Consider the following 24,302-nt stretch of genomic DNA (forward strand, 5'->3'; position numbering starts at 1 on the left):
ACGCTCTGCGTGGGAATGCCTCAACGGACGCTCTGCGTCCGCTTTGGGGACGCGGAGCGTCCCGGGCTGCATTCCCACGCGGAGCGTGGGAACGATCACTACGCAAGGCCACGCATATGCGCACTGCCCTCTACCGCTTGCTTCTAGCCATCGCACTATTGCTGCCGATGGTGGCCCATGCCGGCGATGCCGAAGACTTCGTCGCGGCCAATCCCGTGCAACAAGCCAAACTGTTGGAAACCTGGGCCGCGCAGCCCGATCCGGCGCGTATCGAACTGATCAACACCCTGCAACAAGGCGAGTTGACCATCGACGGCCAACCCAAAACTCTGCGCCTGAACAATCGCCTGCGGGGTCTGATCGATACCGCCATGGCCAGCCACCAATTGCTCGCCGCCGACGCCAAAATCCGTCTGACTGCCGCGCAGCAATTGCAGAAAAGCGCGAAACCCGCGCAGCTGAAATTCCTCGACCAGCAACTCGCTGGCGAAAAAGACGAAAGCGTCCATGCCGCTCTGAGCCTGGCGCTGGCCAATCTGCAACTGGTCGATAGCGACCCGGCGGTGCGCCTCGCCGCCGTACGCCTGCTCGGCGAAACCGGCGACCCACTGGCGCGTACGCGCCTTGAAGGCTTGCTTGAACCCGGCGTCGAGAGCGATGCCGGCGTACGCACCGCCGCCGAAACCAGCCGCGCGCAAGTCAAACGCAAACTGCTGATCGGCGAGATCCTCGGCCAGGCGTTCAGCGGCATGTCGCTCGGCTCGATCCTGCTGTTGGCCGCGCTCGGTCTGGCGATCACGTTCGGCCTGCTCGGCGTGATCAACATGGCCCACGGCGAAATGCTGATGCTCGGCGCCTACTCGACGTACGTAGTGCAGTTGATGTTCCAGCGCTACGCACCGCAAGCCATCGAGTTCTACCCGCTGATCGCCCTGCCGGTGGCGTTTTTTGTCACGGCGGCAATCGGCATGGCCCTGGAGCGCACGGTAATTCGCCACCTCTACGGCCGGCCACTGGAAACCCTGCTCGCCACCTGGGGCATCAGCCTGATGCTGATTCAGCTTGTGCGTTTGTTGTTCGGCGCGCAGAACGTTGAAGTCGCCAACCCGGCATGGCTGTCGGGCGGGATTCAGGTTTTGCCGAATCTGGTTCTGCCATACAACCGCATCGTCATCATCGCCTTCGCCTTGTTCGTCGTCGTGCTGACTTGGCTGCTGCTGAACAAGACCCGCCTCGGCCTCAACGTTCGCGCCGTCACTCAGAACCGCAACATGGCCGCCTGCTGCGGCGTGCCGACCGGGCGCGTCGATATGCTCGCCTTCGGCCTCGGCTCGGGCATCGCCGGCCTCGGCGGCGTGGCGCTGAGCCAGATCGGTAACGTCGGCCCGGACCTCGGCCAGAGCTACATCATCGACTCGTTCCTGGTGGTGGTGCTCGGCGGCGTCGGCCAGTTGGCCGGTAGCGTGTTCGCGGCGTTCGGCCTGGGCATCGCCAACAAGATTCTTGAACCGCAGATCGGTGCGGTGCTTGGCAAGATCCTGATCCTCGCGCTGATCATTCTGTTTATCCAGAAACGTCCGCAAGGCCTCTTCGCACTGAAAGGACGGGTGATCGACTGATGAACCAGCCTCTGTTAGTCACGGCCACACAAAAGGCCGGACCGAAAATCACGATCGCGGTCGGCGCGGTGATCCTCGCGCTGCTGATTGCCTTGCCGCTGCTGTCGTTGTTGCCGGCGGAAAATGCCCTGTCGGTCTCGGCATACACGCTGACGCTGGTCGGCAAAATTCTCTGCTACGCCATCGTCGCGTTAGCGCTGGATCTAGTCTGGGGCTATGCCGGATTGCTGTCACTGGGCCACGGTCTGTTCTTCGCCCTCGGCGGTTATGCGATGGGCATGTACCTGATGCGTCAGGCCGCCGGTGATGGCTTGCCGGCGTTCATGACCTTCCTGTCGTGGAGCGAATTACCGTGGTACTGGACCGGAACCAGCAGTTTCCTCTGGGCGATGTGTCTGGTGGTGCTGGCGCCGGGATTGCTGGCGCTGGTGTTCGGTTTCTTCGCCTTCCGTTCGCGAATCAAAGGCGTGTATTTCTCGATCATGACCCAGGCCCTGACGTTCGCCGGCATGCTCCTGTTTTTCCGCAACGAGACCGGGTTTGGCGGCAACAACGGCTTCACCAATTTCCGCACGATTCTCGGTTTCGGCATCACCGAACCGGGCACCCGCGCGGTGCTGTTTCTGGCCACGGTGTTGCTGCTGGTGGCAAGTCTGTTCATCGGCTGGCGCCTGGCGCAGAGCAAGTTCGGCCGGGTGTTGACAGCGTTGCGCGATGCAGAAAACCGCTTGATGTTCTGCGGCTACGACCCACGCGGTTTCAAGTTGTTCGTGTGGGTGTTGAGTGCGGTGTTGTGTGGCCTGGCCGGGGCGTTGTATGTGCCGCAAGTCGGGATCATCAATCCGAGCGAAATGTCGCCGACCAACTCCATTGAGGCGGCGGTATGGGTCGCCCTTGGTGGTCGCGGCACGCTGATCGGGCCGCTGCTCGGCGCCGGTGTGGTCAATGGCATGAAGAGTTGGTTCACCGTGGCGTTCCCGGAATACTGGCTGTTCTTCCTCGGCGCGCTGTTCATCGTCGTGACGCTGTACTTGCCCAAAGGCGTGATCGGTCTGCTGAAGAAACGAGGTGAACAATGAGAGTCACGGCGAGCGCTGAATTCATGTTAGAACCGGCCTTTTTCCCCGTCGAACCGAACAAGGACGAGGGCACCAGTCGCGACTCGATCGGCCTCGGCCAGCGCGTCGGCCCGGGTCTGGATACCCGCCACGGCACGATCCTCACTCTGGAAGACATCAGCGTCAGCTTCGATGGCTTTCGCGCACTGAACAATCTCAACTTGTACATCGGCGTCGGTGAGTTGCGCTGCATCATCGGCCCCAACGGCGCGGGCAAGACCACGCTGATGGACGTGATCACCGGCAAGACTCGCCCCAGTCACGGCAAGGCCTGGTTCGGTGAAACCCTCGACCTGACGCAGATGAGCGAAGTGCAAATCGCTCAGGCCGGCATCGGTCGCAAGTTTCAGAAGCCGACCGTTTTCGAAGCGCTGAGCGTGTTTGAAAACCTGGAACTGGCGCAGAAAACCGACAAGTCGGTGTGGGCCAGTCTGCGTGCGCGCCTCAGTGGCGAGCAGAAGGACCGGATCAGCGAAGTGCTGGAGACGATTCGCCTGACCACCTCGGTCAATCGTCAGGCCGGGTTGCTCTCTCATGGTCAGAAGCAGTTTCTCGAGATCGGCATGTTGCTGATGCAGGACCCGCAATTGCTCCTGCTCGATGAGCCGGTGGCGGGCATGACCGATGCAGAAACCGAGTTCACCGCTGAACTGTTCAAGTCGCTGGCGGGAAAGCATTCGCTGATGGTGGTGGAGCATGACATGGGCTTTGTCGGCTCGATTGCCGACCACGTCACCGTGTTGCATCAGGGCAGCGTGCTGGCCGAAGGGTCACTGGAGCAGGTGCAGGAAAACGAGCGCGTCATCGAGGTCTACCTCGGCCGCTGAACATTGCGAATACAAAACCTGTGGGAGCGAGCCTGCTCGCGAAAGCGGCGCATCAGGCGATGAACATGCTGAATGTCACACCGCATTCGCGAGCAGGCTCGCTCCCACAGGGTTCTGTGTGCAACAGGGAGATTTTGAACATGCTGCAAGTCGACAAGCTGCACCAGTACTACGGCGGTAGCCACATCCTCCGGGGCCTGTCTTTCGACGTGAAGGTCGGCGAAGTCACCTGCCTGCTTGGCCGTAACGGCGTGGGCAAGACCACCCTGCTCAAATGCCTGATGGGCTTGCTGCCGGCCAAGGAAGGTGCGGTGAACTGGGAAGGCAAACCGATCACCGCGTTCAAGCCGCACCAGCGTGTCCACGCCGGCATCGCCTACGTACCACAGGGCCGCGAGATCTTCGGACGCCTGACCGTGGAAGAGAATCTGTTGATGGGCCTGTCGCGGTTTCCCGGCAGTGAAGCCAAAGAAGTCCCAGGTTTCATCTACGAACTGTTCCCGGTGCTGCTACAAATGAAGCAGCGTCGCGGCGGTGACCTCTCTGGCGGTCAGCAACAGCAGTTAGCGATCGGGCGAGCATTGGCCAGCCGCCCACGTTTACTGATCCTCGACGAACCCACCGAAGGCATTCAACCCTCGGTGATCAAAGAGATCGGCGCGGTCATCAAGAAACTTGCGGCGCGCGGTGACATGGCGATTTTGCTGGTGGAGCAGTTCTACGATTTCGCCGCAGAACTGGCCGATCAGTACCTGGTGATGTCCCGGGGCGAGATCGTCCAGCAAGGTCGCGGCGAAAATATGGAGGCCGAAGGTGTACGCGGGCTGGTAACGATCTAGTACAACGAACTAATCTGTAGCTTCCTAACGATAATTACAAACCATGAATTCGACTGTTTCACCTGCCCTGTTTACCCCGAGCTGGCACGCCGAGCTGGAACTCGCTTACGCCCGTTTCGGTGACTGCACGCGTCCGGTCATGCGCCGGCACCTCGGCCCGCTGCGTGTGCAAAAGCACCTTTACGCAGAAGGCCCCGAGGTCTGCCAGCACATCATCGTTCATCCTCCGGGCGGGATTGCCGGCGGCGACCGACTGGACATCAGCGCGCGCGTCGAACAACACGCCTGGGCGCAGATCACCAGCCCCGGCGCGGCGAAGTGGTATCGCGCGGGTGGGCCGGCGTATCAAAAACTGGATTTGAAAGTGGCAGCCGGCGGGACGCTGGAATGGCTGCCGCAGGAAACCATCGTCTACAGCGCCGCGCAGGCTGAGCTGAGCACTTCGATTGATCTTGAAGGCGATGCGCGGCTGTTCTACTGGGACGTGGTCGCACTGGGTCGCCCCGCCAGTGGCGAGCGTTTTGACCGTGGGCATTTTCAGGCGCATCTGGATATTCGCCGTGATGGTCGATTGCTCTGGCACGAGCGCCAGCGCGTTGTCGGCGGTGATGGTTTGCTTGATTCGCCGATCGGGCTGGATGGCAATCCGGTGTTTGCGACGTTGTTGGTCACTGGCGAGATTGAGGCTGAATTGCTTGAGCGCTGCCGCTCGCTGGGCCACGAAGTGCGTGGGGATTTGACGCAGTTGCCGGGGCTTTTGGTGGCTCGTTGTCTGGCCAGTGAAGCGTTGCTCGCCCGCGCCTGGCTCATCGATTTATGGCGTTTGCTCAGACCCGCCCTGCTGGGTCGCGACGCGGTATCCCCCAGAATATGGAGCACCTGAAAAGCGACCCTCACCCCCCGCCCTCTCCCGGAGGGAGAGGGAGCCTGACCGGGTCGTTTGAAATGAATTTACTGCCTGAACGAATACTGCTGACTGAACCGGCCATTGAAAACAACCGAGATCAGTCCCCTCTCCCTTGGGAGAGGGCTAGGGTGAGGGGTTGCTCCAACGGGCACCCCGCGCCCGCAAGAACCTCACAAATCTGCCCTGATGGAACCCCACAATGGACCTGACCCCACGCGAAAAAGACAAGCTGCTGATCTTCACCGCCGGCCTCGTCGCCGAGCGGCGTCTGGCCCGCGGCGTGAAACTCAATTACCCGGAAGCCATGGCCTACATCTCCGCCGCGCTGCTCGAAGGCGCGCGTGACGGCCAGACCGTGGCCGAGCTGATGCACTTCGGCACCACCCTGCTCAGCCGCGAACAAGTGATGGAAGGCATCCCGGAAATGATCCCGGAGATCCAGGTTGAAGCGACGTTTCCCGACGGCACCAAACTGGTCACCGTCCACCAGCCGATCGTCTGAGGCCGCGCCATGACTTACACCATTCGCGATGCGCTGCACGCCGACCTGCCGGCGATCCGTGACATCTACAACGACGCCGTGCTCAACACCACGGCGATCTGGAATGAACAAGCCGTCGATCTCGGCAACCGCCAGGCATGGTTCAGCGCGCGCCAGGCCCAGGCTTATCCGATTCTGCTGATCGTCGACGCCGACAACAGCGTGCTCGGCTACGCTTCCTTCGGTGACTGGCGACCGTTCGACGGCTTTCGCCACACCGTCGAGCACTCGGTTTATGTGCGCAGCGACCAGCGCGGCAATGGCCTCGGCCCACAATTGATGGCAGCGCTGATCGAGCGCGCCAGAACCTGCGGCAAACACGTCATGGTCGCCGCCATAGAAAGCGGCAACGCTGCCTCGATTCGTTTGCATGAGCGCGCCGGTTTCAAAATTACCGGGCAGATGCCGCAAGTCGGCACCAAATTCGGCCGCTGGCTCGACCTGACCTTCATGCAGCTGACCCTCAACCCTGGCGCGGAGCCGCCTGACGCCAACAAGGAGTGACACCGATGAACGCCGCCCAACTGCGCCGCGTCAATGCTGAAAGTTTTGCGCATTACCGTCAGGGTCTGATTGATCTGCTGCTCGATGCCGTGGGTTACGGCGCCAGCGTCGGTTTCATGGCCGACCTCGATGCGGCTCAGGCGCGCGCGTATTTCGATGAGGTGCAGGACAACGTCAACAAGGGCAGCGTGCTGCTCTGGGTGGTGGTCAAGGACGAGCAGGTACTGGCCAGTGTGCAACTGGGCCTGTGCCAGAAGGCCAACGGCCTCAATCGTGCCGAGGTGCAGAAACTGCTGGTGCGCGAACACGCACGACGTCGCGGCCTCGGCCAGCAACTGATGAGTGCGCTGGAACTCGAAGCGCCCAAGCACAAGCGCGGCATGCTTTACCTCGACACCGAGGCCGGCTCGCCCGCCGAAGATTTCTACAAGGCGTTGGGCTACAGCCGCGCAGGCGAAATCCCTGATTACGCTTGCGATCCGAACGGCACCTATCGGCCGACCGCCCTCTATTACAAGATTCTGCAAGGAGCCCAGTGATGATTCCTGGCGAGTACCAGATCCAGCCCGGCGACATCGAACTCAACGTCGGCCGCCGCACTATCAGCCTGAAAGTCGCCAACAGCGGCGACCGGCCAATTCAGGTCGGTTCGCACTATCACTTTTTTGAAACCAACGACGCGCTGACCTTCGATCGCGCCGCCAGCCGTGGCATGCGCCTGAATATTCCGGCGGGCACGGCGGTGCGCTTTGAGCCGGGGCAGAGCCGTGAGGTTGAGCTGGTCGATTACGCCGGGCATCGGCGGGTGTTCGGATTTGCCGGACGGATCATGGGCAACCTCGACTGACTGATCGTTCCCACGCTCTGCGTGGGAATGCATCCCGTGACGCTCCGCGTCACATAACGGCGGACGCAGAGCGTCCATGGCGGCATTCCCACGCAGAGCGTGGGAACGATCAACTAAGGCAGACACATGAAAATCTCCAGACAAGCCTACGCCGACATGTTCGGCCCCACCGTCGGCGACAAGGTGCGCCTGGCCGACACCGAGCTGTGGATCGAAGTCGAACACGACTTCACCACCTACGGCGAAGAAGTGAAATTCGGTGGCGGCAAAGTCATCCGCGACGGCCAGGGCCAAAGCCAGTTGCTGGCTGCCGAAGTGGTCGACACGCTGATCACCAACGCGCTGATCATCGACCACTGGGGCATCGTCAAAGCCGACGTCGGCCTCAAGGACGGGCGCATCGCCGCAATCGGCAAGGCCGGCAACCCCGACGTGCAGCCCAACGTGACCATCGCCATTGGCGCAGGCACCGAAGTAATCGCCGGCGAAGGCATGATCCTCACCGCTGGTGGCATCGACACACACATCCATTTCATCTGCCCGCAGCAGATCGAAGAAGCGCTGATGAGCGGCGTCACCACCATGATCGGCGGCGGCACCGGCCCAGCCACTGGCACCAACGCCACCACTTGCACCTCCGGCCCGTGGCACTTGGCGCGCATGCTTCAGGCCGCTGACGCGTTCCCGATGAACATTGGCCTCACCGGCAAAGGCAACGCCAGCCTGCCGGAGCCGCTGATCGAGCAGGTCAAGGCCGGCGCCATCGGGCTCAAGCTGCACGAAGACTGGGGCACCACGCCGGCGAGCATCGACAACTGCCTGAGCGTCGCCGATCAATTCGACGTGCAGGTGGCGATCCACACCGACACCCTCAACGAGTCCGGTTTCGTCGAAACCACCCTCGGCGCGTTCAAGGGCCGCACCATTCACACCTATCACACCGAAGGTGCCGGTGGCGGTCACGCACCGGACATCATCAAAGCTTGCGGCTTCCCTAACGTGCTGCCGAGCTCGACCAACCCGACCCGGCCGTTCACCCGCAACACCATCGATGAACATCTCGACATGCTGATGGTCTGCCACCACCTCGACCCGAGCATTGCCGAAGACGTTGCCTTCGCCGAAAGCCGGATCCGCCGCGAAACGATTGCCGCCGAAGACATCCTTCACGATCTCGGCGCGTTCTCGATGATCAGCTCCGACAGCCAGGCCATGGGCCGTGTCGGCGAAGTCATCACGCGCACCTGGCAGACCGCCGACAAGATGAAAAAGCAGCGCGGCCCGCTGCCGCAGGATGGCGCAGGCAACGACAACTTCCGCGCCAAACGCTACATCGCCAAGTACACGATCAACCCGGCGATCACCCATGGCATCAGCCATGAAGTCGGCTCGATCGAAGTCGGCAAGTGGGCGGATCTGGTGCTCTGGCGCCCGGCATTCTTCGGCGTAAAACCGACGTTGATCCTCAAGGGCGGCGCGATTGCCGCGAGCCTGATGGGCGATGCCAACGCCTCGATCCCGACGCCGCAACCGGTGCACTACCGCCCGATGTTCGCCAGCTACGGCGGCTCGCTGCATGCCACCAGCCTGACCTTTATCAGTCAGGCGGCGCAGGAAGCCGGGCTGCCTGAAGCACTGGGTTTGAAGAAGAAAATCGGCGTAGTCAAAGGCTGCCGTGATGTGCAGAAAACCGACCTGATCCACAACGACTATCTGCCGAATATCGATGTCGATCCGCAGACCTATCAGGTCAAGGCGGATGGCGTTCTGCTGTGGTGTGAACCGGCAGAAACCCTGCCAATGGCCCAGCGGTATTTCCTGTTCTGACGCAGCCGCCACGCTGTAGAAAGGCCTCGGGACCGCGCCTTGCGCACAGTCTCGGGGCCTTTTTCGTGCTGGTATGAAACCACCACGCAAACAGTCGTGTAATTCTCGCCAAAGGAACTACTATTCGATTCGCTCCACCTCTTTTCAGGAACTGCCCATGCGTCTATCCGAGTTCATCCAGGCGAATATCGAGCCTATCGTCGATGAGTGGGAACAGTTCGCCGCAACTATCACGCCGGCCGCCGACTACCTTGATTCCACGGCTCTGCGCGATCACGCCAGCGCCATTCTGCGGGCCGCGGCCCGCGACATGAGCAAGCCGCAGAGCCCTGCCGAACAGGCCGCCAAAGCCAAGGGCGAAGGCCCGGAAAAGACCCCGAGTCTGGACGAGGCCGGCGCCAGTCATGGCGAGTTGCGCCACACCGTGGGTTTTGACCTGGTGCAGATGACCTCCGAGTTCCGTCATCTGCGCGCTTGCGTGATCCGCCTGTGGGTCGACAGCCTCAAAGCCCCGGACATGGCCTATTTTCAGGACATGATCCGCTTCAACGAAGCCATCGACGAAGCACTGGCCGAATCGACTGCGGCCTACGCCGAACAGGTCAATCGCTCGCGGGACATCTTCCTCGCCATTCTCGGCCATGACCTGCGTGCGCCGCTGCAAGCGGTGAGCATGTCCATCGAGTTGCTGCTGCGCAAATCCAGCCTCGAGGGCGATGCGCTGGCCTGCGCCCTGCACATCAAGCGTGGCGCGCGGCACATGGCGGCGATGGTCAGCGACTTGCTGGAACTGGTGCGCAGTCGACTGGGCAGAAGCCTGCCGATCGAACCGACGCCGATGGACCTGGCCGATGCCGCACGGGCGGCGATTGCCGAGGCGTGCGCCGGCAATCCGGAGTGCGATCCGAAGCTCAATGTTAACGGCGACCCGCACGGTACCTGGGATGCCGGACGAATCGATCAGTTACTGCAGAACCTGATTGGCAATGCCTTGCAGCACGGAGCCAAAAAGCGCGATGTCACTCTCGATATCGATGGCATGGGCGAAAACGTCTGCCTATCGGTGCACAACTACGGCACGCCGATTCCCGAAGAGGCGCTCGGCACGATTTTCGACCCGCTGGTGCGCAGCGCCGACGAAGAACTCGGACAGCCGTCAACCAGCCTCGGGTTGGGCCTGTTTATCGTCAAGGAAGTGGTGAGTGCCCATGGCGGCACCATCGAAGTCAGCTCGAACGAGACTGACGGGACGCGGTTCAACGTGGTGTTGCCCAGAACGGTTTAAGCAGGATCACCGCGTTATCGTTCTTCGCGAGCAAGCTCGCTCCCACAGGAGACCGTGCTCACATGTGGGAGCGGGCTTGCTCGCGAAGAGGCGCGATCAAGCAAATGATAAACATCAGGCAGACTACTCGACCACCAGCCGCGCCAAACGCTGGCGCAACATGCGGTTCTCGGCCCGCAGCTCCTGCACTTCTTCAAGCAGATCGAGTGCCAGCGCGACGCCCTCCCACTCAAGCTCCAGCTCGCGCCGCAACTTGGCGGCGCGCTTGGCTAGACTCAGTTCGTAGTCGGTGAAACGCCATTCCCGGGGCTGCGCGCCCTGAGGTTCGAGGATGCCGTGTTCGACGATTTCGAACACGTAGACGTCCGACAGATCGGCCGCCTCACAGAATTCTGCCAGGTCCAGTTGAACGATCAGGGGGCTGCTCATGATGGGCTACTCCGTCGTCGGGTTCAGAAGTTCTCTCGCGGATTGAAGGCGGCTTTCTTCGCCAGTTCCTGCCACAGCGCCTTGACCTCGTCGTCAGCAGCTTTCGGCATCACGGCCTTGAGCTGGACGAACAGGTAACCACGTTCGCCTGCCTTGTTTTTCAGGCCATGACCTTTGGCGCGCATGCGTTGGCCGTTCTGGCTGCCGGCCGGCACCTTCAAGTTGATCTTGCCGGTCAGCGTCGGCACCGCCACTTCGGCACCCAGCGCCAATTCCCACGGTGCCAGCGGCAAGGTGATGATGAGGTTTTCGCCTTCAACATCGAATTTCGGGTGCGGCGCAAAACGAATGGTCAGGTACAGGTCGCCATTCGCCCCGCCACCGACGCCCGGTGCGCCCTGCCCCTTGAGGCGGATGCGCTCGCCGTCGGTCACGCCTGCCGGGATCTTCACGTTCAGGCTCTTGCTGGTGTTGCTGACGTGCTGGCCGTTGGCGTTGTATTGCGGCACCTGGAAGGTGACCTTCTTCGATTCGTTCGAAAGCGTTTCTTCGAGGAAGATTGGCAGTTCCATTTCCACGTCTTGTCCCCGGCGCCCTGCACTGCGTTGTTGCCGACCTTCGCCGCCACCGAAACCGGGGCCGCGATTGCCGAAAATCGAACTGAAGAAGTCCGAGAAGTCACCGGTGTCACCACCGCCACCGCCAAAGCCGCCGCGGCTCTGCCAGCCCGGTGGGCCCTGGAACGGTTGACCGTGCTGACCATAACGGCGCAGCTCGTCGTATTCAGCGCGTTTGTCGGCGCTTTTCAGCGCTTCATAGGCTTCCGAGGCGTCTTTGAATTTGGCCTCGGCGTCTTTTTCCTTGCTGACATCGGGGTGGTATTTGCGCGCCAGCTTACGATAGGCAGCCTTGATTGCCTTGTCGTCTGCTGTCGGCTCCACGCCGAGTATCTTGTAATAGTCTTTGAAGTCCATCGAAGGAGTCACCGTCCGTTATCGATTTCGCGCCGATGCCAGCATGCGCCGATTCGCGCGTGCCGGGTTGACCGATCTCAAGGTTGTGACCGGGTGGCGCAGCAGAAGTTTATCGGCAGTGGACGGCGGTTCTTGCGACCGCCGGTGGTTCTGCCGGCCCATGCCAGCAAGTTTGGGGCAAAGCTTGAGGTTTCAAGGCAGTTTAGTCGTGAAATAGCAGATGACCGGCCTTCGAATCTGGCGCGCACTGACATACACTGCGCGGCCGTTTTTTGACCGGAACCGAAAGACATGAAAGACGCCTCTCCAGCCCGTGCCTGCGGCATCGACTTCGGCACGTCCAACTCCACCGTCGGCTGGCTGCGCCCCGGCATGGAAACGATGATCGCGCTGGAAGACGACAAGATCACCCTGCCGTCGGTGGTCTTCTTCAACATCGAGGAACGCCGCCCGGTTTACGGTCGTCTGGCCCTGCACGAGTACCTGGAAGGCTACGAAGGCCGCCTGATGCGCTCGCTGAAAAGCCTGCTCGGTTCCAAGCTGATCAAGCACGACACCAGCGTGCTCGGCACGGCGATGCCGTTCAAGGACTTGCTCGGCCTGTTCATCGGCCAGTTGAAGAGCCGTGCGGAAACCGCCGCTGGTCGGGAATTCGAGCAAGTGGTACTTGGCCGTCCGGTGTTCTTCGTCGATGACGATCCGCTGGCTGACCAGGAAGCCGAAGACACCCTGGTCGAAGTGGCGCGCAAGATCGGCTTCAAAGAGGTCTCGTTCCAGTACGAACCGATTGCGGCGGCCTTCGACTACGAGTCGACCATCGAGAAAGAAGAGCTGGTACTGATCGTCGACATCGGCGGTGGTACCTCCGACTTCTCGCTGGTGCGCCTGTCGCCCGAGCGCCGTGGCCTGGATAACCGCCACGATGACATCCTCGCCACCGGCGGCGTGCACATCGGCGGGACCGACTTCGACAAACAGTTGAGCCTGCAAGGCCTGATGCCGCTATTCGGCTACGGCAGCCGCATGAAGAGCGGCGCCTACATGCCGACCAGCCACCACATGAACCTGGCGACCTGGCACACCATCAACTCGGTGTACTCGCAGAAATCCAGCCTGGCGCTGGGCAGCATGCGTTACGACATCGAAGACACTGGCGGCATTGATCGCCTGTTCAAGCTGATCGAACAACGCGCCGGGCACTGGCTGGCGATGGAAGTCGAAGAAACCAAGATTCAGCTGACTCATACCGACAGCCGCCATGTGCCGCTGGACCGCATCGAGGCCGGGCTGAGCGTGGAACTGACGCGCGCGCTGTTCGAGTCGGCGATCGACGCCTTGCTGGAGCGGGTACGCGGCAGCGTTACGCAACTGTTGAACGATGCCGGTGTGGCAGTGGAACAGGTCGACACGGTGTTCTTCACCGGTGGTTCGAGCGGCATTCCGGCACTGCGCAATAGCGTCTCGGCGATGCTGCCGAATGCGCGGCATGTCGAAGGGAATATCTTTGGCAGCATTGGTAGCGGTTTGGCGATTGACGCGATGAAACGCTACGGTTCGATGGCCTGATGATCGTTCCCACGCTCCGCGTGGGAATGCCGCCATGGACGCTCTGCGTCCGCTGTTGAGGCTGTGACGCGGAGCGTCACGGGATGCTTTCCCACGCAGAGCGTGGGAACGATCACCGGGTGGTTACACCATCCCGCCCAGCTTCAACTCACTCTTCAGGTACGCATAATAAATCGGCCCCGCCACCACCCCCGGCAGGCCGAACGCGGCCTCGAACACCAGCATCGCCAGCAGCAACTCCCACGACTTGGCACTGATCTGCCCGCCGACAATCCGCGCGTTGAGGAAGTACTCGAGCTTGTGGATAAAAATCAGATAGCCCAGCGCGGCAATCGCCACCCAGATCGATAGCGACAGGCCGACGATGGTGATCAGCGTGTTCGACATCAGGTTGCCGATCACCGGCAGCAGGCCGAGCAGGAAGGTCAGCACGATCAGGGTTTTGGTCAGCGGCAACTTGATGCCGAACATCGGCAGGATCACCGCGAGGAAGATCCCGGTGAAGAAAGTGTTGAGCAGGGAAATCTTGATTTGCGCGAAGACGATGTTGCGGAAGGCCTGCACCAGCAAGTGCAAGCGATCAAACAGGGCCGCCGCCAGCGGTTTGCGTTTGGTCACGTCGGGGATGCGCTGCAAGGCAATGATCGCGCCGAGCACCATGCCGATCAGCAGCGTCACGAACATGTGCGCGGCGTCTTTGCCGACCAGTTGCAGGTCGGACAGGTGCTTGCCCATCCACTCGCCAATCGCTACGCGAAATTCCGCAGCACTGGCCGGCAGATAGGCGTCGATGAACGGCGGCAATTGCCCCCGCGCGCGGTCGACCACGCCCATGAACTTGTCCAGTGAGGCGCCGGGGTTTTCCGCTTCATGCAATAAGAAGCTGATGGCGCCGGCGAAGATCAACGCCAGCACACTCACCACCAACGTGCCCAGCAACGCCACCGCCAGCCAACGCGCGCGGCGACCTTCGATCAGCCGTTGCAGTTGCGGGGTGAGCATGTTGACCAGTTCAAATACCAGCAGCCCGGCCAGCAGGCTCGGCAACAAGCGCAGCGGCAGCACCAGCAGCAAACCGCCGAAAATGATGATGCAACTGACCCAGAACACTACATGACGCTCAGAAAACGTTGGCATACAGCCTCAAAACGAACGGCGTAAAAGGATTGGCAGTCTGCCAGCGTTCCGGGGTGAGCACTAGAAATATGCGGAGCTTCAGCTTTTGGTGCCCGGCTTCAGATCCAGCCCTCACCCTAGCCCTCTCCCAGAAGGAGAGGGAACCGATTGGGGGATGCTCTGGATATCCAGTGACCTGAGACAGCGCCATGGAATCCATAATCGCCCGTTTTTTTCAGGTCGACGAATGTCTTGAAACACCGCGGTCAGTCCCTCGCCCTCCGGGAGAGGGAACCGATCGAGGAATGGCGAAGAAATCCGGCGACCTGCCAGTCCTGTATTGAATCCAGAATCGGCCAGATAGTTCAGGTCGATGGATATCTGAAAACAACACGGTCAGCCCCCTCTCCCTCTGGGTGTATGTACCGGAGACATGGTGGACACATGTTCGGAGACATGGTGGACGGTTTTAGATCTTCTTACCTGCCGTCACGATCTGCAAGTTCAAGTCGATTCGGGCGATACGATGTCTACTCCAGTAGACATCGTGGATGCCGTCCTCCGTCGTTTCCCGGATAGCTACTGATCTTCCGTAAAAAGCCTTTCCGACCGTGTATTCACGATTCCCCCAGTAAATCTCGCCTTTCACCTGAACCTTTCTGACCACATCACCCTCGTCGTACTCCGGGGCCGCAGGTTGCTCCTGATATTCCCGTGGGCTGCTGCTGTAACGAGTAGCAGGAACCTGCATGTCCAGCGCTTGATGCGGGCGCTTCTGGTTATAGATATCACGCCAGATATCAAACGCCCGTTGCGCGTCGTTGAGATCGATAAAATGCCGGTCTCGCAGGACTTCATTTTTCAGGCTGCGGTGGAAGCGCTCCAGCTTTCCTTGGGTTTGCGGGTGATAAGGTCGGGAGTGGCCGACCTTGATGCCCTGGCTCATCAGCCAGACCTCCAGTGCGGTATAAACACCTGTCTGATCACCCCATGGCGAACCGTTGTCCATCGTCATGCGTAAAGGCAGGCCGAAACGCCGAAAGGTCCTGATTAGATGCTCCTGAACGGTTTGGCGCTGCTCATTAATGCATGCCGCGATGCACAGCGAAAACCGTGAATGATCGTCCAATATCGTCAACGGATGGCAACGCCCCTGAGCCAGGCTGATATGTCCCTTGAAGTCCATCTGCCAAAGATCGTTGGGCGCTTCATGCTCGAACCGGATAAACGGTTTGATCTCAGCGGCCTTTGGATCAACGCGCGAATGACGCTGTAAAACCGCATGCACGGTACTGACCGAAGGCATCACTTTGCCGTCGTCTTCCAGCACACGCTTGAGCTTGCGAGCGCCCCAAGCGGCGTACTCCTGACTCACGGTCAGAATCTGCTGCTCAACATCGTCAGCGCAACGTTTGGGTGATGTCTTTGGTTGTCGAGACTGATCGATCAATCCCTCTGCACCTGAGGTCTCAAACCTGTTGAGCCATTTGTAGGCAGTGCTTGGGCTGATATTGAATCGACGGCAAAGCTGCCGAACATTGGCCCCTTCTTGCCGAGCCAACAGCACGAATTCTGAACGAAGCTGCACGGTGGACACCTCTTCCCAAGACACAGGCCATCTCCTTCGCGATGAGCAATGTGTCTATTAAAATGTGTCCACCATGTCTCCGAACACCTGTCCACCATGTCTCCGGTACATACACTGGGAGAGGGTCAGGGTGAGGGCGGCCCCCCACAGAACCGGGTTATTTTTTCTTCAGGCAATCACTCATGAACGTCTTGCGCGCATCGCCGGTCAGGGCTTTGGTGGCGGCATCGGCGTTGCAGGTTTTCATTTTCTGCTGCTGCGGCGTCAGGGCCTTGGCATCGTTGGCCGCTGGCGCTGCCTTGAGGCAAGTGCTCATGAATGTTTTGCGCTCATCGCCTTTCAGACTCTTGGCGGTCGCATCGGCATTGCAGGTGGTCATCTTGTTCTGTTGCGCCGTGGCGGCAAAACCTTGGGAACACAGGAGCAAACCAATCATCAACAAAGGGACACGCAACATCTTCATGGAGTTTTCTCCTTGTCGCCGCACCGATGGGAACGGCCTCTGCTGGAGTGTAGCCAAATCTTGTTACACCTTCCTGCCTTCCAGATGGCTACGGCGATACTGCTCTGGCGTACACCCGGCCTGCCGCGCGAACATGGCGATGAACGCCGAGCCACTGCTATAACCGAGATCGAAGGCGATTTCCTGCACGCTGCGGTTAGTTTCCAGCGCCTCGATCGCGGCGAGATAGCGCAAGCGCTGACGCCACTCGCCAAAACTCATCCCCAGCTCCCGAACGAATTGCCGGGCCAGCGTGCGTTCGCTGACATGCACCTGCAGCGCCCAATGCGCCAGCGGCTGATTGTTGCCCGGCTCGGCCTGCAAGGTTTCGAGAATCGCCAGCAGCCCCGGACTGCTCGCGTACGGCAGATAGCATTCATGCACTGGTGCCTGTTGCAGTTGATCGACGAGAACCTGAGCCAGACGCTGATCGGCATCGAGTTCAGGAATCTTCACGTCACGGGCGGCGAAGTCTTTGAGAATCGCCTTGAGAATGTCGCTGATCGCCAGGGTACAGGCGCGCTTGGGCAGTTCGGCGCAGACCTTGGGGTCGAGGCACACCGCGCGATAGTTGACCGGTTGATGGCTGTAGAAACTGTGCTCGACCTGCGGCGGCACCCACACCGCGTACTGCGGCGGCGACATGAAACGGCTGCCGTCGACGTCCATGTGCAGCACGCCATGAGCGGCGTACTCCAGCGTGCCCCACGGATGCCGATGCGGCGCGGCGAATTCATGGGCATTGAAGTCGGCGTAGCGGAAGTACACCGCTGACGGCAGTTCGCTGAAATCCAGCAGATCGATGTGTTTGCTGTTCATGCTGTCCGGTTTCAGAGGCAGGTTGTCCGGTTCGCAGTATAGGCCTGCATCCAGACAAGGGATAATTGCCCTTCATCAATGTACTGGTTTCGACTCATGCAATACGCGTTTCCGCTGCTGGCGATTTTTATCTGGGCCGGCAATACCGTGATCAACAAACTGGCGGTCGGGGCGATTTTCCCCGCCGAGATCGGTTTCTACCGCTGGCTGCTCGCCGGTTTGCTGTTCACCCCGTTCATGCTCAAAGCCGTAATCGCGCACTGGCCGCAGATCCGTCCGAATCTGAGCAGGATTTTCGTTCTTGGCGTACTCGGCATGGCGGTCTATCAGAGCCTCGCCTACTTCGCCGCAACCCTGACCACGGCGACCAACATGGGCATCATCCTCTCGCTGATGCCGTTGATGTCGCTGGCCATGGCGATCATCAGTCTCGGCCAACGCCTGACCGCCGGTGCGCTGGTCGGTGCGGTTCTGTCGTTTGCCGGCGTATTGGTCGTGGTCTCGTCCGGCAGCCTCGGCGCGTTGCTGCAGCACGGCGTGAACATGGGTGATGCGATGATGCTGATCGCCACACTGGCCTATGCGATCTACAGCACTTTGCTGAAAAAATGGCAGCTGCGCCTGCCGCCGCTGGTGTTGCTGTATTTGCAGGTGCTGGTGGCGATTGTCGTGTTGTTTCCGCTGTATGCCGCTTCGCCGAAGACTGGTTTGACCCTGCAGAACATTCCGCTGGTGCTATATGCGTGCCTGCTCGCGTCAATGCTCGCGCCACTGGCGTGGATGCAGGCGGTGCAGCGCCTGGGGCCGAGTCGCACGACGTTGTTTTTTAACTTGCTGCCGTTGATTACCGCGCTGATTGCAGCAGGGGTGTTGAAGGAGCAGTTGGCGATGTATCACCTGGTGGGTGGCTTGTTGACCTTGGGCGGGGTGATTCTGTCCGAGCGTTGGACCACCGTGTTGGGCCGCCGGGCCAGCGTTGCCTGATGGAAAAGATCGCAGCCTGCGGCAGCTCCTACATGAGCTCGAGGCGTTCACAAAATTTGTGTGCGACACCGAACCTGTAGGAGCTGCCGCAGGCTGCGATCTTTTGATCCTAAAGGCCGGCAGCCTTTAGCCGCGCCGCATGCTCGACAAACAGCCGCACCGGATCCGCGCCCTTGCCGACCAGCCCCAGCGACTGATTGACGATGTCGAAGTGATCCAGCGGATAGTCATCGCCAATCACCGTGCCCAGATGCGAGCTGTAGCGCCCGACCATCCCATCACACTGCCCCGGCTCACGCACGAAGGTTTTCGCAAACAAGCGACAGCTGCGATTGGTGCCGTCGAACAGATTACCGCCACGATCAGTCTTGCCCGGTTGCAACGTCCCTGACCATGAGTAATAACGCACACCATTGACCTCCTCCGGCCCGTGCCCACCCCAAGTTTCAGGCAAGCCCTGTGGATAACGCTGATTGAACAGCGCAACACCCTCAGTCGTCAGCGATTGGTGCGAGGCATGAATATCCACCGGCAGTTTCGGCCCGTGGTAACCGGTCTCCAGCAGCGCCATCAGCCAGCCGACAAAACGCAGCAATGCTTCAAGCAGACGGCCCTTGGCGCTGTCCGCCGGGTAGTGTTTTTGCAGATAGTCGGCCAGTTCCGAGCCATGATTCGGCCCGGCCACCGACGTCACCGAGGCCACCAGATCCGGCCGTTTCGCCGCCGCATAGCGCGCCGTCAGCGAACCCTGACTGTGGCCGAACAGGTTGACCTTGTGCGCCCCGGTCTCGCGCAAGATCTCGTCAATCCGCGCCAGCAACTGCTCGCCGCGCACCTCCGTCGAATGCAGCGGCGACACCTGTACAGCAATCACCGTCGCCCCACCACGGCGCAGCGCCTTGATGATGCCGTACCAGTACGGATAGAGAACCAGCCGGATAAACCCGAGCATGCCGGGCACCAGCACCAGTGGATAACGCGTCGACATGGGCAAACATCCTTGTGGTCGGTGAGTGGATGCCAAGCGTGCAAAACGCCCGCCAAGCATCCTCCTTGATGATGACAACTCGACGACCAGCCTACTTCAGGCCCACCACCCCCGCCACAATCAGCCCGACTGACAGCAGTTTGACCAGCGTCAGGCTCTCGCCCAACAGGGCGAAACCGAGGAACACCGTGCCGAGTGAGCCAATCGCGGTCCAGATCGGGTAGGCGATGCTCACCGGCAACTCGCGCATTGCCAGTGTCAGGAAGTAGATCCCGCCGACCGCCGCAATCACCGTGATCAACGACGGCCAGAGCCGGGTGAAGCCTTCGGCGTATTTCATGCCCATGGCGAACGTCACTTCAAATCCGGCGGCGATCAGCAGGAACAGCCAGGCCATTTAGAACTCCCGGGCAAGGCTGAGCAAACGCTGCTCGGCCTCGGCCAACGACACCGCGAAGGTGCGTTCGGCGGACTCTTCGCCCTCGGCCGCGACAACGCTGACGTCGTTGATGCCGATGAACCCCAGCGCCGTGCGCAACCACGGATCGGCGTGGTTCAAGGCTTCCAGTTCACCACCCGGGCCGAAACCGAAACCGCCGCGACTGGTGACGATCAGCGCCTTCTTGCCCTGCAACAGCGGGGTGTATTGGGCGACACCGTTGTCCAGTGTGTGGTCGAAGGTCAGGCCCAGCCGCACGATCTGATCGACCCAGGCCTTAAGGCCGCTGGGTACGCTGAAGTTGTACATCGGCGTAGAAATCAACAGCAGGTCGTGGTCGAACAACTCGCCAACCAGTTGATCGCTCAGGGCCAGATCGGCCTGCATCGACAGTGGGCGTGCTTCAGGCTGTGGATAAAACGCGGCGGCGACAAAGGCTTCGTTAACCGCCGGAATCAACGCCCGACCGACCTCCCGGCGAGTCACTTGCGCCTGCGGATGACGCACCTGCCAGGCACTGAGAAAACTTTCCGCCAGACGCCGCGAGTGGGAACGGTCGCCGCGTGGGCTGGCATGAATCGCAAGAATTCTACTCATCTGTAAATCCTCCGGACTAGAATCAAACTGCTTGTGGCTTGCAGCTTGAAGCTCGCCACTGCTTCTTCTCAAATGAGCAAAAATCACTCGGGATGAATTGATTTCATCCGTGGAGCTTTCAATGTTTGCCTCGTTGCCTCTCACCGCTCTGCGCGCCTTTGAATCGGCATCACGCCTGCTGAGCTTCAAGGCTGCCGCCGAAGAGCTGTCAGTCACACCCACGGCGATTTCCCACCAGATTCGCTCGCTGGAAGACTGGCTCGGCGTCGCGTTGTTCGAGCGTCTGCCGCGCCAGGTACGTCTGACCGAGGGCGGTGAACGCCTGTTTCGCAGCCTGCACGGCGCATTGCTGGAGGTGGCGCAAAGCGTCGACACCCTGCGCCCGCAACGCAACGCCAGCACGCTGACGCTGTCGACCACCGCCGCGTTTGCTGCGCTGTGGCTGGTGCCGCGCCTCGGGCGCTTTTATGCCCAGCATCCGAACATCAACGTGCGCCTCGATACTCACTGTGAAGTCATCGATCTGCATCAGGACGCCAGCGTCGATCTGGTGTTGCGCTACAGCCTCGACGACTACCCGAACCTTTATGGCCTGTGCCTGTTCGATGAATCATTCGGTGTTTACGGCTCGCCCGAGCAAGTGGCGCTGGCCGCGCGGCGCACACCGACGTTGATCAGCGTGCGCTGGCACAACTCCAAGCTTTACGCCCATGGCTGGGAAGCGTGGTGTGCGAAGGCCGGCGAAAACTGGTTGAACCCGCAGCCGGCCATCCGCGAATACGATGAAGAGCATTACGCCCTGCAAGCGGCGATTGCCGGGCAAGGACTGGTGCTGGCGAGCAATATTCTGGTGTCGGAGAGTGTCGCCAGCGGTTTGCTGGTGCCGTTCATGGGCCAGGTTCAGGTCGATGGCGCCGGGTACAGTGCGTTGTGTGTGCCAGGGCGCGAGCGGCATCCGCCGGTGCGGGCGTTTTTTGCCTGGTTGCGCGAGGAGGCAGTTTTGTCCGGGCTGGCGCCAAGATCGCAGCCTTCGGCAGCTCCTACTGGGGTTGCGTAAACCGATAAAACTTTTTGCAACGCTCACGACTCACAGCTTAGGTAGCGACCGCGTCCGCAGAACGTGGCGACAATCGGATTAGCCTCCAGGAGATCGAAATGAGCGACGACCTGCATCTGTCAGATGTTCAAACCTTGCGCGAACGTGCGCGCCAACACGTCGAGAACGGCGCCGTCACCGAGGGCTACAGCGCCGACCGTGAAGAGGTGCTGCGCTTGCTCAATGAATCGCTGGCCACCGAACTGGTCTGCGTGTTGCGCTACAAGCGCCACTACTTCATGGCCAATGGTGTGAAAGCCCATGTGGCCGCCGAAGAGTTTCTCGAACACGCCACCCAGGAAGCCCAGCACGCTGACCGTCTGGCCGAGCGCATTGTGCAATTGGGTGGCGAGCCCGAGTTCAACCCCGACATGCTGTCGAAGATGTCCCACGCGCAATACGTGGCCGGCAACACCCTCAAAGAGATGGTCTACGAAGACCTCGTTGCCGAGCGGATCGCCATCGACAGCTATCGCGAAATCATCCAGTACATCGGCGAAAAAGACCCGACTACGCGGCGTATCTTCGAAGATATCCTGGCGCAGGAAGAAGAGCATGCCGATGACATGGCTGACATCCTGAACGACCTGTAACCCTTCAAAACCGCCTTCGCGAGCAGGCTCGCTCCCACATTGGAATGCATTTCAAAGTGGGAGCGAACCTGCTCGCGAAGGGGCCCTTTTGGGCACCGACTATTTAGTGGGTTTGACGGTAACCGGCGCCTTGCCCGCCTTCATCTGCTCCAACAACGGCGCACACTGATTCGGCTCACCGCCACTCGGTGCCACCAGCGCCAACAGCCCCGCCGCCGGCGCAGCTATCACACCCAGCGCAACCATCCCCGCCCCGCGCAACATCAGCGGCACGGCCTTCACGCCGGCATCCGGCTTGATGAATTTGCCGCGTACATACAGCGGCGAACGCAAGGAAATCAACCGCCAGCCCTTGGATTCCGGGGTCACCGTCAGGTCGAGTTGCTCGGTGGCCATGTTCGCCGTGCCGTCGATATAGATGATCGCGTTCTCGGTATCGAAGACAAACAGCTGCGTGGTCGCCAGACCGGTCTTGATGTCGAAGTCTGCCGCTGCGCAGTTGATCTTCACTTCCTTGTCGCCAAAGATCTTGCCGACCACATAGTTGCCGACGTTGAGCCCGGCCAGTTCCATCAGCTCACGGCTGATCGCGCCGTCGTTGATCACCATCTTCAATTTGCCGTTGGCGCCGCCCAGTAGCTTGGCCACCGAGTTGCCGCGACCAGTGATATCGGCGTCGCCGTTGAGTTCACCGAAACTGGTCTTCATTGGCTCGAACGTCGGGAACAGTTCCTTGAGTTTGAACCTGCGAGCGGTCAATTTGGCGCGACCTTCCAGCGGTTCGGTGCGGCCGTTGAGGCGGATCTGTGCATCGAGATTACCGCCAGCGACGCCGAAGCGCAGTGGCTCCAGGCTGAGTTCACCGTCATTGAGTTTCAGGTGGGTATAGAGGTCGTTGAACGGCAGTTTCTCGCTGTGGACGATGCGCTTGCCGGTGAACTCGACGTCGGCATCCATCGCGCGCCAGCGATCAGTCTTGAACTCTTCCACCGGCAGCACTTTATCGGCTGGCTGTTTGCTTTCGCCGCCGCGCGCCTTCTGCTTGTCATTGGAGTCAGCGCCGATCAGCGGTGCGAGGTCAGCGAACAACAGTTGATTGGAAAGCAACGAGCCGCTGAGTTTCGGCCGTGGCTGGCTGGCGACGTAGGTAAGGTCGCCATGGATGTCGCTGCTGCCGATCTTGCCGTTGAACTGCTCGTAGGTAAATTTCGCCCCGGCCTCATCGTGCAGTTTGGCGATCAAGTGACCGTCGGTGGAATACGGTGGGGTGTCCGGCAGGGTCACGCCAGTCAGCGGATAAAGATTGCCGAGGCTCGCGCCGGCCAGTTTCAAGCGCAGATCGAGGGCGCCGAGGTTGAGCGGATCAGTCAGCGTGCCGGCCAGGTCGATGCGAGTGTCGCCGATCTTCGCTTGGGCCTGCAGCGGGAATGGCTTGCGCGCATCCTGCAAGGCGAGCAGCCCGCCGATCTTGCCTTGGCCGGAGAGGTTCTGACCGTGGTATTGGCCTTTGACCTTCAAGGCAAATGCATAATCCTGCGGCGCACCACCCTTGTCCTGCGCAGTCTTCGCCGCTTTGGCTCCGACGATGTCGCTGTAGGGGATGGGTTTGCCCAGCGGATCGATCAGCACATCAAGATTGGTTTTGAGCGTTTGATCGTCGAGGGTGACATGGCCCTTGTCAAAACCGATGGCGCCGATGTCGACCACCCAGCTCGAGGGTTCAGCGTTCGGATCTTTCGGGTCAAACTTGAACGTCCAGTTGGCGCGGCCATCGGCCAGACGCTGCAACTCGGCATTGGGTTCGGTCAGGTCGATGCGCGGAATCACCACGCGTTGCGCCAGCAATGCCAGCGGCGAGATACGCAGCTCAACGCGTTTGAGCGTGACCATCTGCTGCTTTTTCGACCAGTCCGGGTTGCCCAGGCTCAAATCCTCAGCGACCACGTGCGGCCACGGCACCCAGGCGCGCCAGCCGCCCTCGTCCGGCTCGCGCTGCCAGATCACCGCGAGGTTGCCGTTAATAGCAAACGGTCGGTGCAGTTCTTCCGAGACTTTGGCGTTGAGCGGCGGTTTGATCCGGTTCCAGTCGAAGAACACGATGATCAATACCAGCACAGCCAGTAGCAGCACGAGGATGGCGAAGGTCCAGCTGAAGATTTTTCCAGTGCGCGTCATGCACAAAGCTCCTGATCACGACCGCACGCAAAGACTGCGGCGTACGGCTGAAACGGCGGGCCAAAGCGGCCCTCATGAAGTCTACGACTGGCAAACCAGCCGCAGGTTTAATCGAAAGGCCG

At 60.6% G+C, this 24,302-nt stretch carries 25 protein-coding genes; 15 read left to right on the top strand and 10 right to left on the bottom strand.

Going from position 1 to position 24,302, the window contains the following annotated elements; translation table 11 throughout:
• Positions 1-116: 116 nt before the first annotated feature.
• The 11 genes from urtB (at position 117) to CKW14_RS21720 (ending at position 10,314) form a co-directional block, all read left to right on the top strand.
• Positions 117-1,619 carry an urea ABC transporter permease subunit UrtB gene (gene urtB / locus CKW14_RS21670; RefSeq protein ID WP_095126124.1) on the top strand — a complete coding sequence of 501 codons (1,503 nt, stop codon included), beginning with the start codon at positions 117-119 and terminating at the stop codon, positions 1,617-1,619.
• Positions 1,619-2,698, top strand: a complete 1,080-nt coding sequence (urtC, locus tag CKW14_RS21675) for an urea ABC transporter permease subunit UrtC (RefSeq protein WP_095126125.1) — start codon at positions 1,619-1,621, stop codon at positions 2,696-2,698. Before urtB ends, urtC begins: the two co-directional genes overlap by 1 nt.
• The gene (urtD, locus tag CKW14_RS21680) at positions 2,695-3,564 is read left to right on the top strand and encodes an urea ABC transporter ATP-binding protein UrtD (RefSeq protein ID WP_095047336.1); all 870 of its coding nucleotides are present in this window, start codon (positions 2,695-2,697) and stop codon (positions 3,562-3,564) included. The genes urtC and urtD overlap by 4 nt, the downstream gene beginning before the upstream one ends.
• Before the next feature lie 140 nt (positions 3,565-3,704).
• Entirely contained in the window at positions 3,705-4,403 is a 699-nt protein-coding gene (urtE, locus tag CKW14_RS21685) for an urea ABC transporter ATP-binding subunit UrtE (RefSeq protein ID WP_095047335.1), read from the top strand.
• A 43-nt stretch (positions 4,404-4,446) separates the two neighbouring features.
• Positions 4,447-5,286 (top strand): urease accessory protein UreD, encoded by an 840-nt coding sequence (locus CKW14_RS21690; RefSeq protein WP_095047334.1) that lies wholly within the window; start codon positions 4,447-4,449, stop codon positions 5,284-5,286.
• 223 nt (positions 5,287-5,509) lie between these two features.
• Positions 5,510-5,812 carry an urease subunit gamma gene (ureA, locus tag CKW14_RS21695; protein WP_007915951.1) on the top strand — a complete coding sequence of 101 codons (303 nt, stop codon included), beginning with the start codon at positions 5,510-5,512 and terminating at the stop codon, positions 5,810-5,812.
• A gap of 9 nt (positions 5,813-5,821) precedes the next feature.
• On the top strand, positions 5,822-6,355 hold the full coding sequence (locus CKW14_RS21700) for a GNAT family N-acetyltransferase (protein ID WP_095047333.1): 534 nt from the start codon (positions 5,822-5,824) through the stop codon (positions 6,353-6,355).
• A 5-nt stretch (positions 6,356-6,360) separates the two neighbouring features.
• The gene (locus CKW14_RS21705; protein ID WP_093430218.1) at positions 6,361-6,894 is read left to right on the top strand and encodes a GNAT family N-acetyltransferase; all 534 of its coding nucleotides are present in this window, start codon (positions 6,361-6,363) and stop codon (positions 6,892-6,894) included.
• A complete protein-coding gene (locus CKW14_RS21710; RefSeq protein ID WP_095047332.1) occupies positions 6,894-7,202 on the top strand; it encodes an urease subunit beta in 309 nt (102 codons plus the stop codon). The genes CKW14_RS21705 and CKW14_RS21710 overlap by 1 nt, the downstream gene beginning before the upstream one ends.
• Before the next feature lie 126 nt (positions 7,203-7,328).
• Positions 7,329-9,029, top strand: coding sequence for an urease subunit alpha (ureC, locus tag CKW14_RS21715; protein ID WP_095047331.1), 1,701 nt, complete (start codon positions 7,329-7,331; stop codon positions 9,027-9,029).
• Positions 9,030-9,186: 157 nt separating this feature from the next.
• Positions 9,187-10,314: a sensor histidine kinase KdpD gene (locus CKW14_RS21720; RefSeq protein WP_095126126.1), complete on the top strand. Its 1,128-nt coding sequence runs from the start codon at positions 9,187-9,189 to the stop codon at positions 10,312-10,314.
• Between the two features lie 123 nt (positions 10,315-10,437).
• Here the strand turns inward: CKW14_RS21720 and CKW14_RS21725 are convergent, their stop codons facing one another.
• Positions 10,438-10,743: a chaperone modulator CbpM gene (locus CKW14_RS21725; protein WP_095047329.1), complete on the bottom strand. Its 306-nt coding sequence runs from the start codon at positions 10,741-10,743 to the stop codon at positions 10,438-10,440.
• Between the two features lie 23 nt (positions 10,744-10,766).
• Positions 10,767-11,717: a DnaJ C-terminal domain-containing protein gene (locus CKW14_RS21730; RefSeq protein WP_095126127.1), complete on the bottom strand. Its 951-nt coding sequence runs from the start codon at positions 11,715-11,717 to the stop codon at positions 10,767-10,769.
• A gap of 291 nt (positions 11,718-12,008) precedes the next feature.
• Between CKW14_RS21730 and CKW14_RS21735 the strand changes: the two genes are divergently transcribed.
• A complete protein-coding gene (locus tag CKW14_RS21735; protein WP_095047327.1) occupies positions 12,009-13,283 on the top strand; it encodes an Hsp70 family protein in 1,275 nt (424 codons plus the stop codon).
• A gap of 123 nt (positions 13,284-13,406) precedes the next feature.
• Here CKW14_RS21735 and CKW14_RS21740 read toward each other — a convergent pair whose 3' ends face one another.
• The 4 genes from CKW14_RS21740 to CKW14_RS21755 form a co-directional block, all read right to left on the bottom strand.
• A complete protein-coding gene (locus CKW14_RS21740) occupies positions 13,407-14,420 on the bottom strand; it encodes an AI-2E family transporter (RefSeq protein WP_093430211.1) in 1,014 nt (337 codons plus the stop codon).
• Positions 14,421-14,868: 448 nt separating this feature from the next.
• Complete coding sequence (locus CKW14_RS21745; protein ID WP_095126128.1) at positions 14,869-16,011, bottom strand: IS481 family transposase; 1,143 nt, start codon at positions 16,009-16,011, stop codon at positions 14,869-14,871.
• Between the two features lie 133 nt (positions 16,012-16,144).
• Positions 16,145-16,450, bottom strand: a complete 306-nt coding sequence (locus CKW14_RS21750) for a PsiF family protein (protein ID WP_077570711.1) — start codon at positions 16,448-16,450, stop codon at positions 16,145-16,147.
• A 63-nt stretch (positions 16,451-16,513) separates the two neighbouring features.
• Positions 16,514-17,308: a helix-turn-helix transcriptional regulator gene (locus tag CKW14_RS21755; RefSeq protein WP_095047326.1), complete on the bottom strand. Its 795-nt coding sequence runs from the start codon at positions 17,306-17,308 to the stop codon at positions 16,514-16,516.
• Between the two features lie 96 nt (positions 17,309-17,404).
• Between CKW14_RS21755 and CKW14_RS21760 the strand changes: the two genes are divergently transcribed.
• Positions 17,405-18,292 carry a DMT family transporter gene (locus tag CKW14_RS21760; RefSeq protein ID WP_095047325.1) on the top strand — a complete coding sequence of 296 codons (888 nt, stop codon included), beginning with the start codon at positions 17,405-17,407 and terminating at the stop codon, positions 18,290-18,292.
• Positions 18,293-18,401: 109 nt separating this feature from the next.
• On the opposite strand, the gene CKW14_RS21765 is transcribed toward CKW14_RS21760, so the two are convergent.
• The 3 genes from CKW14_RS21765 to CKW14_RS21775 all read right to left on the bottom strand — a co-directional run bounded on the left by CKW14_RS21765 (position 18,402) and on the right by CKW14_RS21775 (position 20,316).
• Positions 18,402-19,280 (bottom strand): triacylglycerol lipase, encoded by an 879-nt coding sequence (locus CKW14_RS21765; RefSeq protein ID WP_095047324.1) that lies wholly within the window; start codon positions 19,278-19,280, stop codon positions 18,402-18,404.
• 91 nt (positions 19,281-19,371) lie between these two features.
• Positions 19,372-19,677 carry a multidrug efflux SMR transporter gene (locus tag CKW14_RS21770; RefSeq protein WP_016985399.1) on the bottom strand — a complete coding sequence of 102 codons (306 nt, stop codon included), beginning with the start codon at positions 19,675-19,677 and terminating at the stop codon, positions 19,372-19,374.
• Positions 19,678-20,316 carry an FMN-dependent NADH-azoreductase gene (locus CKW14_RS21775; protein WP_095126129.1) on the bottom strand — a complete coding sequence of 213 codons (639 nt, stop codon included), beginning with the start codon at positions 20,314-20,316 and terminating at the stop codon, positions 19,678-19,680. It abuts the gene before it with no gap.
• Positions 20,317-20,425: 109 nt separating this feature from the next.
• On the opposite strand from CKW14_RS21775, the gene CKW14_RS21780 reads away from it, so the two are divergent.
• On the top strand, positions 20,426-21,373 hold the full coding sequence (locus tag CKW14_RS21780; protein ID WP_176471321.1) for a LysR substrate-binding domain-containing protein: 948 nt from the start codon (positions 20,426-20,428) through the stop codon (positions 21,371-21,373).
• A 98-nt stretch (positions 21,374-21,471) separates the two neighbouring features.
• Entirely contained in the window at positions 21,472-22,005 is a 534-nt protein-coding gene (locus tag CKW14_RS21785; RefSeq protein ID WP_093430205.1) for a bacterioferritin, read from the top strand.
• 99 nt (positions 22,006-22,104) lie between these two features.
• Here CKW14_RS21785 and CKW14_RS21790 read toward each other — a convergent pair whose 3' ends face one another.
• The gene (locus CKW14_RS21790; protein WP_095126130.1) at positions 22,105-24,180 is read right to left on the bottom strand and encodes an AsmA family protein; all 2,076 of its coding nucleotides are present in this window, start codon (positions 24,178-24,180) and stop codon (positions 22,105-22,107) included.
• Positions 24,181-24,302: the final 122 nt, after the last annotated feature.

The sequence above is a fragment of the Pseudomonas sp. Irchel s3a12 genome (assembly GCF_900187485.1).
Taxonomy (GTDB): domain Bacteria; phylum Pseudomonadota; class Gammaproteobacteria; order Pseudomonadales; family Pseudomonadaceae; genus Aquipseudomonas; species Aquipseudomonas neuropathica.

What these genes read in the sequence shown, in the direction of transcription:
- CKW14_RS21750 (WP_077570711.1), bottom strand. Translation starts at nt 16,450, where the DNA reads ATGAAGATGTTGCGTGTCCCTTTGTTGATGATTGGTTTGCTCCTGTGT.
- urtB (WP_095126124.1), top strand. Translation starts at nt 117, where the DNA reads ATGCGCACTGCCCTCTACCGCTTGCTTCTAGCCATCGCACTATTGCTG.
- urtC (WP_095126125.1), top strand. Translation starts at nt 1,619, where the DNA reads ATGAACCAGCCTCTGTTAGTCACGGCCACACAAAAGGCCGGACCGAAA.
- CKW14_RS21690 (WP_095047334.1), top strand. Translation starts at nt 4,447, where the DNA reads ATGAATTCGACTGTTTCACCTGCCCTGTTTACCCCGAGCTGGCACGCC.
- ureA (WP_007915951.1), top strand. Translation starts at nt 5,510, where the DNA reads ATGGACCTGACCCCACGCGAAAAAGACAAGCTGCTGATCTTCACCGCC.
- CKW14_RS21785 (WP_093430205.1), top strand. Translation starts at nt 21,472, where the DNA reads ATGAGCGACGACCTGCATCTGTCAGATGTTCAAACCTTGCGCGAACGT.
- CKW14_RS21705 (WP_093430218.1), top strand. Translation starts at nt 6,361, where the DNA reads ATGAACGCCGCCCAACTGCGCCGCGTCAATGCTGAAAGTTTTGCGCAT.
- CKW14_RS21735 (WP_095047327.1), top strand. Translation starts at nt 12,009, where the DNA reads ATGAAAGACGCCTCTCCAGCCCGTGCCTGCGGCATCGACTTCGGCACG.
- CKW14_RS21720 (WP_095126126.1), top strand. Translation starts at nt 9,187, where the DNA reads ATGCGTCTATCCGAGTTCATCCAGGCGAATATCGAGCCTATCGTCGAT.
- urtE (WP_095047335.1), top strand. Translation starts at nt 3,705, where the DNA reads ATGCTGCAAGTCGACAAGCTGCACCAGTACTACGGCGGTAGCCACATC.
- CKW14_RS21700 (WP_095047333.1), top strand. Translation starts at nt 5,822, where the DNA reads ATGACTTACACCATTCGCGATGCGCTGCACGCCGACCTGCCGGCGATC.
- ureC (WP_095047331.1), top strand. Translation starts at nt 7,329, where the DNA reads ATGAAAATCTCCAGACAAGCCTACGCCGACATGTTCGGCCCCACCGTC.
- CKW14_RS21755 (WP_095047326.1), bottom strand. Translation starts at nt 17,308, where the DNA reads ATGAACAGCAAACACATCGATCTGCTGGATTTCAGCGAACTGCCGTCA.
- CKW14_RS21725 (WP_095047329.1), bottom strand. Translation starts at nt 10,743, where the DNA reads ATGAGCAGCCCCCTGATCGTTCAACTGGACCTGGCAGAATTCTGTGAG.
- CKW14_RS21740 (WP_093430211.1), bottom strand. Translation starts at nt 14,420, where the DNA reads ATGCCAACGTTTTCTGAGCGTCATGTAGTGTTCTGGGTCAGTTGCATC.
- CKW14_RS21730 (WP_095126127.1), bottom strand. Translation starts at nt 11,717, where the DNA reads ATGGACTTCAAAGACTATTACAAGATACTCGGCGTGGAGCCGACAGCA.
- CKW14_RS21775 (WP_095126129.1), bottom strand. Translation starts at nt 20,316, where the DNA reads ATGAGTAGAATTCTTGCGATTCATGCCAGCCCACGCGGCGACCGTTCC.
- CKW14_RS21710 (WP_095047332.1), top strand. Translation starts at nt 6,894, where the DNA reads ATGATTCCTGGCGAGTACCAGATCCAGCCCGGCGACATCGAACTCAAC.
- CKW14_RS21765 (WP_095047324.1), bottom strand. Translation starts at nt 19,280, where the DNA reads ATGTCGACGCGTTATCCACTGGTGCTGGTGCCCGGCATGCTCGGGTTT.
- CKW14_RS21770 (WP_016985399.1), bottom strand. Translation starts at nt 19,677, where the DNA reads ATGGCCTGGCTGTTCCTGCTGATCGCCGCCGGATTTGAAGTGACGTTC.
- CKW14_RS21790 (WP_095126130.1), bottom strand. Translation starts at nt 24,180, where the DNA reads ATGACGCGCACTGGAAAAATCTTCAGCTGGACCTTCGCCATCCTCGTG.
- CKW14_RS21760 (WP_095047325.1), top strand. Translation starts at nt 17,405, where the DNA reads ATGCAATACGCGTTTCCGCTGCTGGCGATTTTTATCTGGGCCGGCAAT.
- urtD (WP_095047336.1), top strand. Translation starts at nt 2,695, where the DNA reads ATGAGAGTCACGGCGAGCGCTGAATTCATGTTAGAACCGGCCTTTTTC.